Genomic DNA, 15,917 nt, shown 5'->3' with positions numbered 1-15,917 from the left:
GGGCATTCTCAGTATTTTTCTTTCTAATCTGATACCCAACCTCCGTCTGTTTCGGATACTCAGGAAAATGTATGAATCAATTGTCACGTTTGAAGATTAGTGGTCGCCTGGCTCTGGGTTTTGGTCTGGTCATCTTGCTGTCCTGCGGTCTGCTCGTCCTTGGCTTGTTTCGCTTGAGTCAGTTGCAGGCTTCGACAGACTATATTTTCAATACCAAGGTCGCCAGTCTTGATGCTGCTACCGATATGCGCGAGGAGGGGCGGGCTTTGGCGTTGGTGCTGCGCAAAATGACTGCGCCCAGTGACATGGCAGAGGCCGAACGCGAAACCAAAAGGCTGGCAAAAATACTGGAAGGCTATGATGCTTCTGAAGCTGCAGCAAAAAAATTGATAGACGATAAAGAGGGTAAAGATACCCTGCAAAATTCAGTTGATCAAAAACGGCAGGTACTTGCGATCGCCAACAAGATCAAAGGCCTGGTCGCTGAAGGAAATTATTTCGACGCAGCATCGGTATTGCAGACAGAATTTAATGCACCAAACGAAAAATGGATGCAGGCGTTGACAGAGCTGGCCAGTCAACAGCACAAGGCCATGAAGGCTGCTTATGATGAGTCGCTGACCAACTACAAAAATGCCAGACTGGGCATGTTGGTCATTGGTATTCTGACGATAGTCATAGGCTCAGTTGCAGCATGGCTGATAGCAAGAACCATTGCTGGTCCAATCAAGCGCGCAGCGATCATCGCAGATCAAATTGCGAATGGGGATTTGACGCAGCATGTGGAAGCAAGCGGCACAGATGAAATTGGTGACTTGCTGCATTCCCTGCAGATGATGCAGGAAAATCTCTTGACTACGATTTCCAAGATCAAGACTGGCACAGAAACCATTACCGTAGCCTCACAAGAGATAGCCTCAGGCAATGCCGACCTGTCGAGCCGTACAGAATCACAGGCCAGTTCGCTGGAAGAAACGGCGAGTTCCATGGAAGAACTGACCAGCACGGTCAGGCAAAATGCCGACAACGCGCGGCAGGCCAATCAACTTGTTGTTTCTGCCTCCAGCGTAGCGGTCAAAGGTGGTGAGGTAGTGGGACAAGTGGTCAATACCATGGGCTCGATCAAAGAAAGCTCACGCAAGATTGTCGATATCATCGGCGTCATTGATGGCATCGCCTTTCAGACCAATATTCTCGCCTTGAATGCTGCGGTAGAAGCCGCCAGGGCAGGTGAGCAAGGGCGTGGGTTTGCCGTAGTTGCGGCAGAAGTACGCAATCTTGCACAACGTAGTGCCAGTGCCGCCAAAGAGATTAAATCCCTCATCAGTGACTCGGTCGATAAAGTCGATCAGGGCAGTAAACTGGTCGATGAAGCCGGTAAAACGATGGATGAGATCGTCACCAGCGTCCAGCATGTTGCCGACATCATGAGTGAGATCACGGCGGCCAGCCAGGAACAAAGTTCAGGCATAGAGCAAGTGAATCTGGCGATTACGCAAATGGATGAAATGACGCAGCAGAATGCAGCCTTGGTTGAACAGGCAGCGGCAGCGGCAGAGAGCATGGAAGAGCAGGCGATGGAATTGACGCATGCAGTCAGCGTGTTCCAGTTGCCATCCAATTTGCAGGCGGCTGAAGTGGCTGGCCCCCAGGCACGCCGCTATACGCCTAGACAATTAACGAACTGAAGTTTATTCTGGCCTCAATGCAGTTTGTGCAGCAAATGCATTGAGGCGGTCTACAATACTTTGCCTGGATTCATTATATTCTGCGGGTCCAGCGCCATTTTGATGGCGCGCATCATGCTTAATTCCAACCCGGATTTATACCGCCTGATCTCATCCCGTTTCAACATTCCCAGCCCGTGCTCGGCAGAAATTGATCCTTTGAACTGATGCACCTGGTCATGGACTATGCGATTGATGCCAGTTTGCTGCAGGATAAATTCCGTATCGCTGCTACCAGCAGGCGCTGAGACATTGTAGTGCAGATTACCATCCCCCATATGACCAAAGCAGACGATCTGGCAACCTGGAAAAGCCGCCGTTAATTCTGCATCCGTGATTTGTATAAAATGGGGGATTTGCGAAGCAGGGATGGAAATATCGTGTTTGATATTCTTGCCTTCCTTGGCCTGTGCTTCGGAAATATGCTCACGTAATTTCCACAAAGACCTGGATTGGCCGATAGATGCTGCGCAGACAGCATCAGCGGCAAGCCCATCATTGATGGCCTGTTCCAGAACCTGTTCCATAAGTGCAATAGCATGGTTTTCTGATTCGTGGTCAGACATTTCCACCAACGCATAATAGGGATGGCTACGCTTAAATGGATGTTGCAGTTGCGGGAAATGTTTGAGTACAAGTTGCAGGCTGAAGTCAGATATCAACTCAAATGCAGTCAGGGTCGGCCCCAGTGCTTGCTGGCATTGTTTGAGCAGGTCCAGGGCATTATCCGCACTATCGAGTGCTGCGAATGCGGTAATCTGCGAGCGTGGTTGCGGGAATAATTTCAACACGGCTGCCGTGATGATGCCCAAAGTACCTTCAGCACCTATAAACAGGTCGCGCAGATCATAGCCAGTATTGTCCTTGCGCAGGCCACGCAAGCCATCCCAGATATCACCTTGGGCAGTGACAACTTCCAGCCCCAGGCATAATTCCCTGGTATTGCCATAGCGCAGTACCGCAGTGCCGCCAGCATTGGTCGAGAGATTACCACCTATAGTGCAACTGCCTTCTGATGCCAGTGACAAGGGAAATAATCTTTGCTCTTCGCTTGCCGCAGCTTGAACCTGTGCCAGCAGGCATCCAGCCTCGACTGTGATGGTGTTGTTAGCGACATCAACAGCCAATACACGATTCATGCGCTTCAAGGAGATCACTACAGTCTGGCCTGTCTGATCAGGTATGCTGCCCAATACCAGGCCAGTATTGCCACCCTGTGGTACGCAGGCGATTTTATGTGTTGCACACAGCCGCACCAGGTTTGCCACTTCATCGGCAGACGTTGGTAGTAGTACAGCAAGAGCCTTGCCGAGATAGCGCTGGCGCCAGTCCATCAAATATGGGTATTGATCTGACGCCTTTGTGATGACGAAATCATGGCCCAGAATATTGGTGCAGTCAGCAAGAAATTCTTCGTGCATGATATCGTCTTCGCTTACCGGGTTCACTGTTCTGCTGCCTTTGCTACCTTTGCTGCATTCACTTTTGCCAGCGCTTTCGCAGCTTTTTTCAAAGGACGTAAATACAGGATGACCGCAATAAAGAACAAGACGGACAAGCCTACTTCAGCCAGAGCCAAGGCTACGGACAAGGAGTTGCGGTCACTGTATGCCCGGACTATGCCCTCGGTGAAGTACAGCCAGATCAGCATCGAGGACCATTGCATGGTGTAATTATCACGCTTGAGTACGCCGCGCAGTGGTATGAGCAAGGGCAGGGTTTTGAGCACCATCCATGAGCCACCCGGGCGTAGCGGTGCCAGAAACCATTCCCAGCAGATGCACAACAGCAGCAAGCCAATCAGGCTGACAGAAGCGAGCAGGTAATATTTTTTCTCTGGTGCCGCCGTGCTCATGTTGCAGCCCGTAATTTTTTACTGACTTCTGCCAGACGTTTGCCTAAAGCGATTGCCAGCTTGCGGCTATCTTCTGAAATGGCTTGCGCACCGTCCTGACCTGCCCAATGAGTTGCGCCATAGGGGCTGCCGCCGGTTGAAGTTGTCATCAATTCGGCATGGCTATAGGGCAAGCCCAGCATCAGCATGCCGTGATGCATCAGTGGCAGCATCATACTGAGCAAGGTCGATTCCTGGCCGCCGTGCATGCTGCCAGTGGAGGTAAACACGCAGGCTGGCTTGCCGGTGAGGGTGCCGGATAACCAATCGGCTGCCGTACCGTCCAGAAAATACTTCAGTGCTGCCGCCATATTGCCAAAGCGGGTGGGGGAGCCCATGGCAAGCCCGGCGCATTCCTTGAGGTCAGACAATTCCACATAGGGCGCGCCATCTGCCGGTACATCAGAGGCGGTTGCTTCTGCCACTGTGGAAACGGCTGGCACGGTACGCAGGCGGGCATTGCAGCCTGGCACGCTTTCTATACCCTGGGCAATAAATTCTGCCATTTTTCTGGTATTGCCATGCCGTGAGTAAAATAAAACTAAAATCGTGAGTTCTTGTGTAGTCATGCTTGTATTATAGAAGTCTTTTTTCTTGGTCTCTCGTTAAAATCGAGGCATTTATATCTCTAGCTGCAAAAACTATGCGTGGTCTGTCGTGGAAACAAATACTCAATCTCTTCAAATTTGCCCTGCAGCGTCTGCAGGAAGGTCGTTTGCCACAGGTTGCAGGTAGCCTGACTTTCACCACAGTGCTGGCTCTGGTGCCTATCCTGACTGTGGCATTTGCCATTTTTACAGCTTTCCCGCTATTTAATACCTTCCGCACTTCGCTGGAGGCGTATTTTATTCAAAGTCTGATGCCCAAGGGGATTTCCAATACTATTTTGGGTTATCTGACGCAGTTTGCCACCAAGGCGACCCGCGTTTCTGCCATTAGTGGCGTGGCCCTGATGGTGACCGCCATTACCACCATGGCAATGATAGACAAGTCATTCAACCAGATCTGGCAAGTCAAGCGCTCGCGCCCCGCTTTGCAAAGACTACTGGTGTACTGGGCCATCGTTACTCTGGGGCCTTTGCTGGTGGGTGTTTCCATCTCCAGCACGTCTTACCTGTTCACTGCGACCAGCGGCGTAGTCGGTTCCGTGCCGTTTTTGGGTGCCGTATTTTATACCCTGACTTCCATTGCATTCACGACAGGCGCATTTACCTTGCTGTATTTGATTGTGCCCAATCGTGCGGTTGAGTGGCGTGATGCAGTCTGGGGTGGCCTGTTTGCAGCGTTGGCATTTGAAGTTGCCAAGCGCATATTCGCCAGCTTTGTCATTCAGTTTCCTACTTATACCATTGTGTATGGTGCGCTGGCAGCTGTGCCTTTGTTTCTGGTCTGGATTTATGTATCGTGGCTGATCCTCCTTATAGGCGCGGTCATCGCGGCTGCTTTGCCTGTCGTTAAATTCGAACGGTGGTGGCATGTGCCCACGCCTGGCAGTGCTTTTGAAGATGCTGTCAGTATCCTGCAGGTGCTGGTCGATGCCCGTCTGGCCGATGCTACCGCAGCCGTGAGCGTCAATACCATACGTACCGAGACCAGATTGGGTATAGATGAAATTGAGGGTTTGCTGGAAAATATGGCAGAAGCTGGCTGGGTTGCCAGGGTGAAGGTAGAAACCACGGCTTCACGTAGCCGCTTTTGGTTGCGTAAAAATGAAGCAGGGGCTGAATTGTGGATCATGCTGGTCAATCCCGCCAGCTTGCGCCTGTCAGATATTTATCGCCTGTTTGTGTTTGATTCAACACGCGAGAGCCAATTATCCAACCTGGTTGATCAAAGTATAGAAAATGGTTTACAACAGAGCTTGCAGACGTATTTTTATCCGGTGGGGCAAGGCTAAATGAAATTCCGTTTGATCAGGGCAAAAGAACTCGACGCGCCTTTAGTGGCACGCTGGGCAGAGTTGCGCAGTCAAAGCATTATCTATGATAGTCCGTATTATTCCCCGGCTTTCACCACCATCATCGCCAATGCCAGGGGCGATGTTCGTATTATGGTAGCGGAAGATGCTGGCCGTATCGTTGCCATATGGCCTTTTCATGCCTTGAACAGCTTCCGCGCTGTTTCCATCGGTGATTTTCTGGCAGATTATCAGGGGCCGGTATATGAGGCATCTCTGGACTTGCATATTGCTGATGCCTTGCGTGCCATGCAGTGCCGCTATTTTTCCTTTAACCATATGCCATCTGGTTTGGGCAAGTTCAGCCAGTATGCGTGGACATATAGTCAGTCGCATATCCTGGATTTGACGGGAGGCTTTGATGTCTATGCGCAACGTTTGACGGAAATACGCGATGCTTCACTCTTGAAAAAAGTGGCAACCAATGAGCGCAAACTTGTCAAGAAATTTGGTGAATTGCGTTTTGAGTTGCAAAGTACCAGTAATGCGGATTTTGTTGCATTGATCGCAGGTAAGCGCGATCAGTTCCAGCGTACGGTCGGGGCAGAGCATGATATTTTCAGGCTGGATTGGGTCAGACAGGTCATGGATGAAATCAGGGCAGCAAATGCACCTGATTTTGCTGGCATGTTATCGACGCTGTATGCGGGTGATACTTTGATTGCGGCACATTTTGGGATGCGTTCCGGCAAGGTAATGCATTACTGGTTCCCGTGGTATCACACTGACTTTGCCGAGCATTCACCAGGGGTGATCTTGCTGGCGCAATGCGCCAGACATGCTGCCCAAACAGGTATCACTACGATAGATTTGGGCCGGGGTGATCAGCCGTACAAGTTGCGTTTTGCCACGGGTGCACAGCAATTGTGTGAAGGGGCTATCAGCTCACCTGTAATTTTAAGCAGGCTGCAAGCCGGACTCTATCACGGCAAGCAAAAATTGAAAGCCTCTAACCTGGGGCAACATTTGCGTAAATTGCATCAGACTGCCAAGTAAGTCTGTATTGATAAGTGTGTATTCAATAAGCGTTTTTATCGCCAAGCACAACCTTGATGGTGCGCCAGATAATCACAACGTCCAGCCAGACAGACCAGTGCTGAATATAGTAAAGATCGTATTCAATACGTTCTTCCATTTTCTCCAGCGTCTCTGTCTCGCCACGCAAACCATTGACCTGTGCCCAGCCAGTAATGCCAGGTTTGATCTTGTGACGGAACATATAACCACTGACCAGTTTGCGGTACAACTCATTATGTTCGACTGCATGAGGACGGGGGCCCACCAGGCTCATTTCGCCTTTGAGTACGTTGAAGAGTTGAGGCAATTCATCCAGCGAAGAGCGGCGTAGGAAACCGCCAAATTTGGTAACACGAGGGTCGCCAACCGTAGCCTGTACCACCCGTTCGTTAGGATTACTCTGCCGCATGCTGCGGAATTTGTAGACATTGATAGGGCGGCCAGCTATGCCATACCTGACCTGTTTGAAAAGTACGGCGCCGGGTGAACTTAGCTTCACGCCTATCGCTATCAGTAACAATATCGGTGACAGGGCAATCAAGCCAAAGAAAGAGCCGAACAAGTCCAGTATGCGTTTGGGCAGGGCCGCCAGGCCTATGAAAGGCGTTTCTGTCGATGCCAGTACCGGGCGGCCTGCGAGTTCGCGCAATTGTATTCCCGGCATACCAAAAATCAGCGATTCAGGAACAAAGTAAGTGGATGCCGTGCTGTCTTCCAGAATCGCGATGATTTCTGCCAGTTCTGGCGGTTCCTTGGTGTTCAGGCCTATGAAAACCACATCAACATTGACGTGGCCGGTCTCAGTATCGACGATCCAGTCTGCCGCGTCGCTCAGGTCACCCAGCCTCTCCAGATTGCTGGGCGGGCGCGATTCATTGCGATTGTCGAAAAAACCGACAAAATCAATCGCAGCTAATGGTGTATTGCGCAATGACTCCACCAGGTCAGCACAGGCTGAATTAGACCAGATCAGAACAGCCTTGCGCCGCCTTGCAGGATTTGAGTAATAGAATACTGCCAGCTTGCGCATGATCAACGCTGTCAGCAAAAGCGTGAATGGCGTGGTAAACAGCCAGACCAACATAATGGCGCGTGACAGTCTTTCGGCAGACTTATCGACATAAGCGCTCATCAGCACGATCATGAATACCACAAACCAGCGTGCCGTAATGCTGGGAAAGGCGGCCAGGACATGCTTTTCTTGCAGTGTGCCCAATAGCTGCTGACTAGAAAAAACGATAATGCTGGAGAGGCCCGCAATCAACATGCGCACACCAAAAATTTCAATTTCGCTATGGTCCGAATACAGGATGATGCCAAATAGCGTCAGGTAAGTTGTTATGCCAAACGCAACGCCAGTAAACGCAGCCAGAATTTGCGCTGATTGTGAGGTGTTGGAGGCGGGTGAAGCATTGAGCATGGTTGTGGAGTTTTCGCTTATATTCCTGAGATTGCTGAATTGGTTTTTAAAACAAATTACCAGGCCTGCATGTTTAGTTTTTTGGTCCTGAAAAGAGTTTCTTGATTTGTCCCAGCTGCCAGCGATGCAGATGTTTCCTGAATTCTGGGTTTTCATATCTTGGTGCACGTCTGATCGCTGCGCCAAGATAGCCGGCAATAATTAACAAGCCACCGATGACAAATGGTTTCTCACGCATGCGGAAAATGCCTGAAGCCAGCGCATACAGAGGGTGATAACCCATGAACCAGATGCCACGCCCCCAGCGCAGGCGACCACGATAGACATTTTTGTCGGACGAACCCATGAGGCGGTGATGCATGAGGATGGCATCAGGATGCAAGAAGCTTTTGGTCGTCCACCCCATCATGCGGGCAGTGTGGACGTCTATGCCGTCCCACAAGACTTCTTCCACAAAACCACCGATTTCTTCAAATGCCGTCCTGCGGTAGAGCTTGAATTGACCAGCGACGTGTTCATCAATGATGATTTCTTCTATCTTTTGGCCTTCTTCTTCACGATAAACCTTGCCGGATACGGCTGCCAGCTTGGGTTCCTGCGCAAATTGCTCAAACATGCATTCCAGATAGCGCGGCCCAAACGACATATCACCATCGAGTTTGGCGATATATTCATATTCCTGATGCGCAATCTGGGTAATGCCAAATTTGAAGGCTGCTACCACGCCACCGCCCACCTTGCGAAAACCGCGGTCGGGGCGTTGTACCAGTCTGATAAACGGGTATTTAGCAGAGTATTCGCGTACGATGTCCGCAGTACCATCTTGTGAGCCATCATCGACAATGATCCACTCTACCGGTTTGACTGTTTGCGCTACCATAGAGTCCAGCGTCAGCCTGATCAGGTCGGCTTCATCGCGCACTGGGGCAATGATGACCAGAGGCACCACTCTGAAGGGATTTGCTGAAGGCTGTGCGCTCGCGCTTTGCATAATGAGTCTTTCTTACTTTTATTTGCATGTTAACTGAGCTTTGAGTTGCCCACAATTCAATAAAGGTTAATTTTTGTAATTAAATAGCAATGCTAATAAAGCTGGCAGCTTATTGTTACAGGGTTTTGTTGTCCTGACAAAAATTTGCATCTATTCTTACTATTGCACTATAAAATGAAGTTCTTTCTAAGAAATGCCTGATTCAGATGACAATTTGGTCCAAATTTTCTGCCTATTCTGAAATAATCGCCCGCAAACTGCTGCCTGCAGTGCTGGCCTTTGCTTTTGTTGGGCAGTTGCCGGCGCAAGAGATCAAGACTATTCCTGCAAATGGCATGAAGCTCGACATCCAGTTGTTGCAAATACCTCAGTCAGACAAAGCGCCCGCGTCAGCAGTTGTACCAATACCAAACACAATAAAGAGCGCCGCAGATGACATGCCTGGTGACGCTGCCTCCGATGTCATAGGCGAGGGCGATCAGTTGCTGATCACCGTTTTCGGTCAACCAGACCTGACCGCCGATGTCACCATAGGTGAGAGTGGCGTTATCACCCTACCGCTGGTGGGTACGGTAGAAGTCAAAGGCAGGACAGCAACAGAAATTGCTGCTACTTTTGCAAAAAAGCTGGAACAGGGGCAATACATTAAAAATCCCCGGGTTTCCATCAAGGTCATACAACAGCTGAGCAGGACTTTTTCAGTTCTTGGCGAAGTGGTGCGGCCAGGACGTTATCCACTGACGGGACAAATCAGTATTCTGGAAGCCTTGAGTCTGGCTGGTGGTGTCTCACAGAAAGCTGAAAAAAGCCTGCGCATCTTGCGCCGCGAACCCGGCAAGCCTGCTTCGGAATTGCAAGAGTATGCATCCGTCAAGCTGGAGCTGGACGCAACAAAACTGGCGCCAGAGCTGGCACAAAAAATCCAGCCGAATGATGTCTTGTTCGTCCCGCAATTAAAGAGCTTTTATGTCTATGGCGAAGTGCGTCGTCCTGGTATGTACCCCATGGAAGATGATTTGAATGTCATGCGGGTCTTGTCCATAGGTGGCGGTGTGACTGAACGAGGTTCAGTACGGCGCATCATCATTCACCGCAAAACAGAAAGTGGAGAGTTACGCGAAATTTCAGCAGGTATTGCCGACCCGGTATTGCCAGGTGATGTGGTATTTATCAACGAAAGAATATTCTGACGCGTATGATAAAAACCTCCCCAAGTGAATTGGTCTTGTCCTTTGCCCAGATAGGGGCGATGTTGCGGGCGCGCCAGCTTTTAATCGCCTTTGTCATGATAGTCGCTGTTGTTGGCGCTGCTGTCGCCAGCCTGATCTTGCCCAAGACCTATGTCGCGGTGGCTGATATTTTTATCGATTACCGCGTCAATGACCCTATCGGTGGCCGCCAATTCCACCCCATGCAAGATGAAAGCTATCTGCAAACCCAGTTTGACGTTATCAAGAGTGTACAGGTTGCTGAGCGAGTAATCCAGGCACTGGGCTTGCAGGCCACGCCAGAGGCCAAGCGCTTTGTACAAAGATATGGCGAGCAGCGTGGCTTGCGCGCACTGGCTGAGTCGATTGTCAGGAATACCGATGTTTCACCGCACAAGAACAGCCGCGTTATAGAAATCCAGTATTCATCGAGTGACCCCAAGCATGCCAAGGAAGTTGCCAATGCCGTGGTTAAGGCTTATATAGATTTGTCGCTGGAGATGATGAATGCACCAGCCAGGGCCAGGCGTGATCAATACAATGCCCAGCTTGAGTCCATGAGCAGGCAGATTGATGAGTTGCAAAAAAAACTGACCGCTTACCAGCAGGAATATCAGATCGTTGATGTCGATGAGAGGGCTGACATAGAATCCAAGCAAATGAATGCCTTGAGTGTGCGCCTGATTGATGTACAACTTCAAAAAGTGGAAGCTCAGGCCAAGCGCCAGTCTCTGGAAAAACTTGTGCGCGAAGGTAATCCAGAATCAGATATTCCCGAGATTGCCGGCATCGGCCATATTTCAGGCTTGAAAGCTGCCCTGATTTCGCTTGATACACAATTGGCCAATGCAAAGATTACTCTGGGTGTGCGTCATCCCAAATACATGGCGATCAATGACGAGCGCCAGGCGCTGCTGGACAAGCTCAAAAAAGAATCCGCCACTGCATTTGAAATGCTCGGTGCCTCTGAAACGCGCCTGAGTCAGCAGGAAAAAGTCATAGAAATAGAGATCGCCAGCTACCAGAAAAAGACGTTTGAAAACAAGAAACACAGGGACGTCATCAGCTCTTACCAGCGTCAGCTTGATAGCGTGCAAAAGATTTACAACGCCGCCATACAAAAATTTGATGAGTTGCTCATGACCAGTAACGTGGCCATCTCAAATGCCTCTGTCATGCAATGGGCGGAGTTGCCCGAGAAGCATGCCAAGCCTTTGCTGCGCAATAACCTGGTATTTGGTTTGCTGGCCGGCGTTGTATTTGGCTTTGGCCTGGCTTTCCTGCTTGAATTGATGAATCGCCGTGTACGTTGCCTGGAAGATCTGGAACGTGAATTTGATGAACCTGTGATGGCAAAAATTGGATTTGATGAAAAATTGACTGGCAATGGACAAGGTGGTTTGCATGCAAGCTGAAACCATGAACCAGCCAGTCTCCAAAATAGGTCGGCTCGGTGAGTTGTTCCTGCAAAAAGGTTTGCTCACGCCAGAACAGATTGACCAGATTGCCCAACTGCAAAAAGAAAAAAAACTCCGGTTTGGTGATGCTGCACTGGCGCTAGGTTACCTGAGCCAGACACAGCTTGATCAGGCATTGGGCGAGCAGTTCGGCTATTCCACCAAGGACCTGATTAACGGCAGTGCAGACAAGTCTCTGAAATTCTTTTACTTCCCTTTCAGTAAAGAGGCAGAGGAAATCCGACGCCTGCGCAGTGAGTTGCTGTTGAAGTTCAGCGGCCAGGAAAAAATCAAGATTACCCTGGTCAGCCCGGCACGCCGCGATGGCAAATCCTATATGGCAGCTAGCCTGGCTATCGCCTTGTCGCAAGTTGGCAAGCGTACTTTGTTGATCGATGCAGACCTGCGTAGCGGCAAGCTGCATGAATATTTTTCACTCGGCAAGCCAGATGGTTTGTCTTCTGTGCTGGCGGGGCGTATTAAAGCATCCGATGCCCTGATACAGCTGATGCCGAATTTACATTTCTTGCCAGCCGGGCCGCAGCCGCCTAACCCGCTGGAGATTTTGCGTGCACCGCGCATGCGTGAATTGCTCGATTCCTGTTCCGATCAGTTCGATGCTTTCGTGATTGATACCCATACAGCGACCCTGGCATCAGATGCCCAGATGGTTGCCCATCAGACCGGGAGTGTCTTGCTGGTAGCCAGAAAAGACCATACCTATGTCGATGAGCTACGTCAGACCAAGGCAGACATGCAGGCAGCTGGGGTCGAGGTGCTGGGAACCATCTTCAATCAATATGAACTTGCAGGAGCAGTGCGTTTTGCGCCATTCAGCTGGGTTATGCGTTTGCTTTCAAGATTATTCCGGCGAAAAAGCTGAGTTTATATGCCTGAACTGAGTATCTGCATTTGCACTTATAAAAGGCCGGAATTATTGCGCCGCTTGTTGCGCGCTATTTTGACGCAAACTGTACGGGATCTGGCCATAGAAGTAGTGGTTGTTGATAATGACGTCAATCAGTCTGCTGCGGCCGTACTGGCTGAAATGGCAACTGGTTTTGCCGGAAACCTCAAGGCGCTGAGCCTCGCAAATTCAAATATTTCACTCGCCAGAAATGCAGCTATTGCCGCCGCCAGCGGACAATGGGTAGTCATGATTGATGATGACGAAGTGCCGGTGCCAGACTGGCTGGAGCAACTGTTGAAAGTGCAAAAGGCTGAGCAGGCTGATGTAGTATTTGCACCAGTGCTGCCCGAGTACTCAGAAAGTACACCAGCCTGGATACGTGAGGGCGGCTACTTTGACCGCCGCCGCATGCCTACCGGCACAAAAATAGATCACAAGGACGCCCGTAGTGGCAATGTGCTTGTCCGTCGTTCACTACTGCAGGATATAGCCGCATCCCAAAAAGATGGCAAAGGCCCGTTCGACCCTGCCTTTGGTACGACAGGTGGGGAAGATACCATGTTGTTTCGCCGCCTGGATAAACTGGGGGCTGTCATGGTCTGGTGTGATGAAGCACCTGCTGATGAATTTATTCCGGCGGACAGGGCTACCGCAAAATGGTTGTTGCAAAGGTCTTACCGCACGGGGCAATTATTCATCCGCACCGAACTGGCGATGCTCGAGGGCGGCAAAAAAGTCAGTTCTGCATTGATGCTCGGTGCCCGGGCCTGCGTGCAATTTGTGCTCGCCTTGTTATTTGCCTTGCTGTTATTGCCTTTTAAATTTCTGCGTAGCTTCACCTGGCTCAGGGTCGCTGCTTCGCAACTGGGCAAACTCAGTTATTTCTGGGGTAGCGCCAGCCATGCCTATGGCAGCCAGCCAGCGAAAAAGTAAATCATGACGGTTCATCAATCTCAACGCTTACAGGCACTGGATGGCTTGCGTGCCTTATCCATTGCACTGGTTTTCCTGTCACACATAGGATTTGGTCATCTCTTCCCTGGCGGCCTGGGCGTGACGATCTTCTTTTTTATCAGCGGTTTCATCATCACCAAACTGATGCTGGCAGAGTGGGGCAACAGTGGCCGTGTGAGCATACGTAATTTTTATGTGCGCAGGTTGTTCAGGCTGACACCGGCCTTGCTGTTTTTTGTGCTGATATCACTGGCATTGATGGCTGTTGTCGGTGAGTTGCCACCGCAAAAAGAAGTTGCCTCGGTATTTTTTTATTTTGCGAATTACTATGGCATTTATTCCAGCTTCAGCGGGGAGTTGATCAAGCAACCCCTGGCGATAACCTGGTCATTGGCAGTGGAAGAGCATTTCTATTTTGTTTTCCCTTTTTTGTTTATCGGTTTCATCCGCCTGCCCAAGCGCTTCTTAAGTCTGATCGCGGTAATCCTGCTGGCGATGCTGGTCTGGCGTGTGTATCTGGTGCTGGCCATAGGCCTGGATCATTTGCCGCATTACAGAATTTATACAGCGACCGATACCCGCGCCGATTCCATTTTGTATGGAGTGGTTCTGGCTATCATACAGGCGTACTATCCACTTTTTTTTGCCAAGCTATCACGCCAGCAGACCTTTCTGTTTGGTGCCTTTTTAATGTTGATGACACTAGCTATCCGTAACGAAGAGTTTCGTGAATCCTTGCGTTACTCTTTGCAGGGAGTGGCTTTGCTCTATATGTTCCCGATGCTGGTATTTGAAAAAAATGCCTTGAACAATTTCCTGCAACTGCCACCTGTCGTCTATGTGGGGCGTATCAGTTATTCCCTCTATCTGTATCACTGGCTGGTAACACATAGCGTCGCGCATTTTTTGCTGGAGCTGACTACACTGCCGAGAATCGCGCTCATTACTGTGCTTTCGCTGTTGTTATCCCACTTGTCATACCGCTACATAGAACAGACTTTTCAAAACCTTGGACGCAAATTAATGGTCTGAATTTGCGAGGTTTGCTGATTTTGATTTTGTGAGCTTGAATCTCCGGCTCGATGAGCTGACCGCAATCAGGCTGAAGATAAAGAAGACATTCTGGAATACAAAGCCGCGAAACAGGCTGCTTTCGGTGAAATTGGTAATTACGACAACGGCCAGCATGGCGGACCAGAAGGCGGCCTGCTGCCTGTCCTGATGAGAAAGCGTAATCAACATTTTTGCCTGCGTCAACAAGGTGAGTATCACCAGTATCAAACCAATCAAGCCTTGCTCATTGAGGATATCGAGATAGCCATTGTGAGACTGCAAAGGTATCCAGTGCAGGGCATCAATCACGAATTGCGAAAGACTGTCTGGCCCCAGCCAGAATGCGCCATAGCCCAGACCAAACAGATAATGTTTGTTAATCTCCATCTCTACCAGTTGCCAGACATCGGTGCGGCCAGTCAGATCTGTCCCTTTGCCAAACAAGCCTGCAATCGGTGATGCCGCTTCTTGCCAGGTAGGCAGGCGTGACTCTTGCATGAAGAAGATATATACAGCGATCGTCAGCAGGCAAATGATCACCATACTGGCCCGTGTCAAAGAATAAGAAGATGAAATGTGTCGCTTGCGCAGCAAATGAAAAACACCCGAAGTCAGCAGGGTAATGATCATGCTGGTCGAGCTTTTACTCATGACCAGCATGAAAAAAGAAAAAAGTATGCCCAGCGCCAGGCTCCTGATACCCACGGTCTCTCTGCAAGCCTTGATTTGCCATAATAAAATGCTGAGGGCAGCAACCTGCCCCAGTTCATTTTTTTGCGACAAGGCACCGCGCCAGGCGCCTCCCAAGTCATAGTCTATGCCTATGCTGGGCACGGCAACGGCCATAAATAATGACAGTATCAGCATACCCGTCAAGGTATATAAAACATAATTCACCATCATTTTCAAAGGATGTTCAGCGAGCTGTATGCTAAAACCTATCATCACCAGGCCATAGAGCTGTATCGCACGTTTGAAGGTGGTTGCCGGCAAAGGAGACCAGATGCTCGATGCCAGGCACCATATCAGCACGAAGGCCAGGAAGGGATTCATCGCCCGTACATCTTGCAAGGCTTCAGGCAAATGACGATACAGTATGAATGTTGCCAGCAGAAACAGACCACCCCACTGCAGTTTTGTGGTGAGCGAACCTTCCATGGTCAATGCAGACGAGCCGGTGTAGTCCCAGGAAATGCCATAAGGTAACAGGGAAAAAACCACGAACAGAATGATCATCAGTTTGACGATTCTGGTTTCCAGCAGGTTCAGGCTGGTATTGCCGGGCAGTACGGGCAAATTTTGCATTTCTCAATACTAATGTCATGTGTT

General features: G+C 50.0%; 14 protein-coding genes. 8 read left to right on the top strand and 6 right to left on the bottom strand.

The window, feature by feature from the left end; translation table 11 throughout:
* Positions 1–71: 71 nt before the first annotated feature.
* A complete protein-coding gene (locus ACO0LG_RS01250; protein ID WP_423022543.1) occupies positions 72–1,688 on the top strand; it encodes a methyl-accepting chemotaxis protein in 1,617 nt (538 codons plus the stop codon).
* Between the two features lie 50 nt (positions 1,689–1,738).
* Here ACO0LG_RS01250 and ACO0LG_RS01245 read toward each other — a convergent pair whose 3' ends face one another.
* The 3 genes from ACO0LG_RS01245 to wrbA are packed head-to-tail and all read right to left on the bottom strand — an operon-like array spanning position 1,739 to position 4,190.
* On the bottom strand, positions 1,739–3,148 hold the full coding sequence (locus tag ACO0LG_RS01245) for an FAD-binding oxidoreductase (protein WP_423022541.1): 1,410 nt from the start codon (positions 3,146–3,148) through the stop codon (positions 1,739–1,741).
* A gap of 23 nt (positions 3,149–3,171) precedes the next feature.
* On the bottom strand, positions 3,172–3,582 hold the full coding sequence (locus tag ACO0LG_RS01240) for a DUF2069 domain-containing protein (RefSeq protein ID WP_423022539.1): 411 nt from the start codon (positions 3,580–3,582) through the stop codon (positions 3,172–3,174).
* The gene (gene wrbA, locus ACO0LG_RS01235) at positions 3,579–4,190 is read right to left on the bottom strand and encodes an NAD(P)H:quinone oxidoreductase (protein ID WP_423022537.1); all 612 of its coding nucleotides are present in this window, start codon (positions 4,188–4,190) and stop codon (positions 3,579–3,581) included. The genes ACO0LG_RS01240 and wrbA overlap by 4 nt, the downstream gene beginning before the upstream one ends.
* Positions 4,191–4,264: 74 nt before the next feature.
* On the opposite strand from wrbA, the gene ACO0LG_RS01230 reads away from it, so the two are divergent.
* Both ACO0LG_RS01230 and ACO0LG_RS01225 read left to right on the top strand, forming a co-directional pair.
* Positions 4,265–5,518 (top strand): YihY family inner membrane protein, encoded by a 1,254-nt coding sequence (locus ACO0LG_RS01230; protein ID WP_423022536.1) that lies wholly within the window; start codon positions 4,265–4,267, stop codon positions 5,516–5,518.
* On the top strand, positions 5,519–6,574 hold the full coding sequence (locus ACO0LG_RS01225; protein ID WP_423022535.1) for a GNAT family N-acetyltransferase: 1,056 nt from the start codon (positions 5,519–5,521) through the stop codon (positions 6,572–6,574).
* Between the two features lie 22 nt (positions 6,575–6,596).
* Here ACO0LG_RS01225 and ACO0LG_RS01220 read toward each other — a convergent pair whose 3' ends face one another.
* Entirely contained in the window at positions 6,597–8,015 is a 1,419-nt protein-coding gene (locus ACO0LG_RS01220) for an undecaprenyl-phosphate glucose phosphotransferase (RefSeq protein ID WP_423022534.1), read from the bottom strand.
* Between the two features lie 73 nt (positions 8,016–8,088).
* Entirely contained in the window at positions 8,089–9,006 is a 918-nt protein-coding gene (locus ACO0LG_RS01215; RefSeq protein ID WP_423022532.1) for a glycosyltransferase, read from the bottom strand.
* Positions 9,007–9,212: 206 nt separating this feature from the next.
* Between ACO0LG_RS01215 and ACO0LG_RS01210 the strand changes: the two genes are divergently transcribed.
* Genes ACO0LG_RS01210 through ACO0LG_RS01190 form a run of 5 tightly spaced genes read left to right on the top strand, consistent with a single transcriptional unit; the run spans position 9,213 to position 14,567 of the window.
* Positions 9,213–10,196 (top strand): polysaccharide biosynthesis/export family protein, encoded by a 984-nt coding sequence (locus ACO0LG_RS01210; RefSeq protein ID WP_423022530.1) that lies wholly within the window; start codon positions 9,213–9,215, stop codon positions 10,194–10,196.
* A 5-nt stretch (positions 10,197–10,201) separates the two neighbouring features.
* Positions 10,202–11,629, top strand: coding sequence for a Wzz/FepE/Etk N-terminal domain-containing protein (locus tag ACO0LG_RS01205; RefSeq protein WP_423022528.1), 1,428 nt, complete (start codon positions 10,202–10,204; stop codon positions 11,627–11,629).
* Positions 11,619–12,554, top strand: coding sequence for a polysaccharide biosynthesis tyrosine autokinase (locus tag ACO0LG_RS01200; protein ID WP_423022526.1), 936 nt, complete (start codon positions 11,619–11,621; stop codon positions 12,552–12,554). The genes ACO0LG_RS01205 and ACO0LG_RS01200 overlap by 11 nt, the downstream gene beginning before the upstream one ends.
* A 6-nt stretch (positions 12,555–12,560) precedes the next feature.
* Complete coding sequence (locus tag ACO0LG_RS01195) at positions 12,561–13,514, top strand: glycosyltransferase family 2 protein (protein WP_423022524.1); 954 nt, start codon at positions 12,561–12,563, stop codon at positions 13,512–13,514.
* A 3-nt stretch (positions 13,515–13,517) separates the two neighbouring features.
* Positions 13,518–14,567 (top strand): acyltransferase family protein, encoded by a 1,050-nt coding sequence (locus ACO0LG_RS01190; RefSeq protein WP_423022522.1) that lies wholly within the window; start codon positions 13,518–13,520, stop codon positions 14,565–14,567.
* Here the strand turns inward: ACO0LG_RS01190 and ACO0LG_RS01185 are convergent.
* Positions 14,556–15,893 (bottom strand): O-antigen ligase family protein, encoded by a 1,338-nt coding sequence (locus tag ACO0LG_RS01185; RefSeq protein ID WP_423022520.1) that lies wholly within the window; start codon positions 15,891–15,893, stop codon positions 14,556–14,558. The two genes, ACO0LG_RS01190 and ACO0LG_RS01185, sit on opposite strands and share 12 nt — an antisense overlap.
* Positions 15,894–15,917: the final 24 nt, after the last annotated feature.

This window comes from Undibacterium sp. Ji42W, assembly GCF_049340405.1.
In the GTDB taxonomy this organism is placed as follows: Bacteria; Pseudomonadota; Gammaproteobacteria; order Burkholderiales; family Burkholderiaceae_D; genus Undibacterium.
This window is presented reverse-complemented; position numbering and strand designations above follow the sequence as displayed.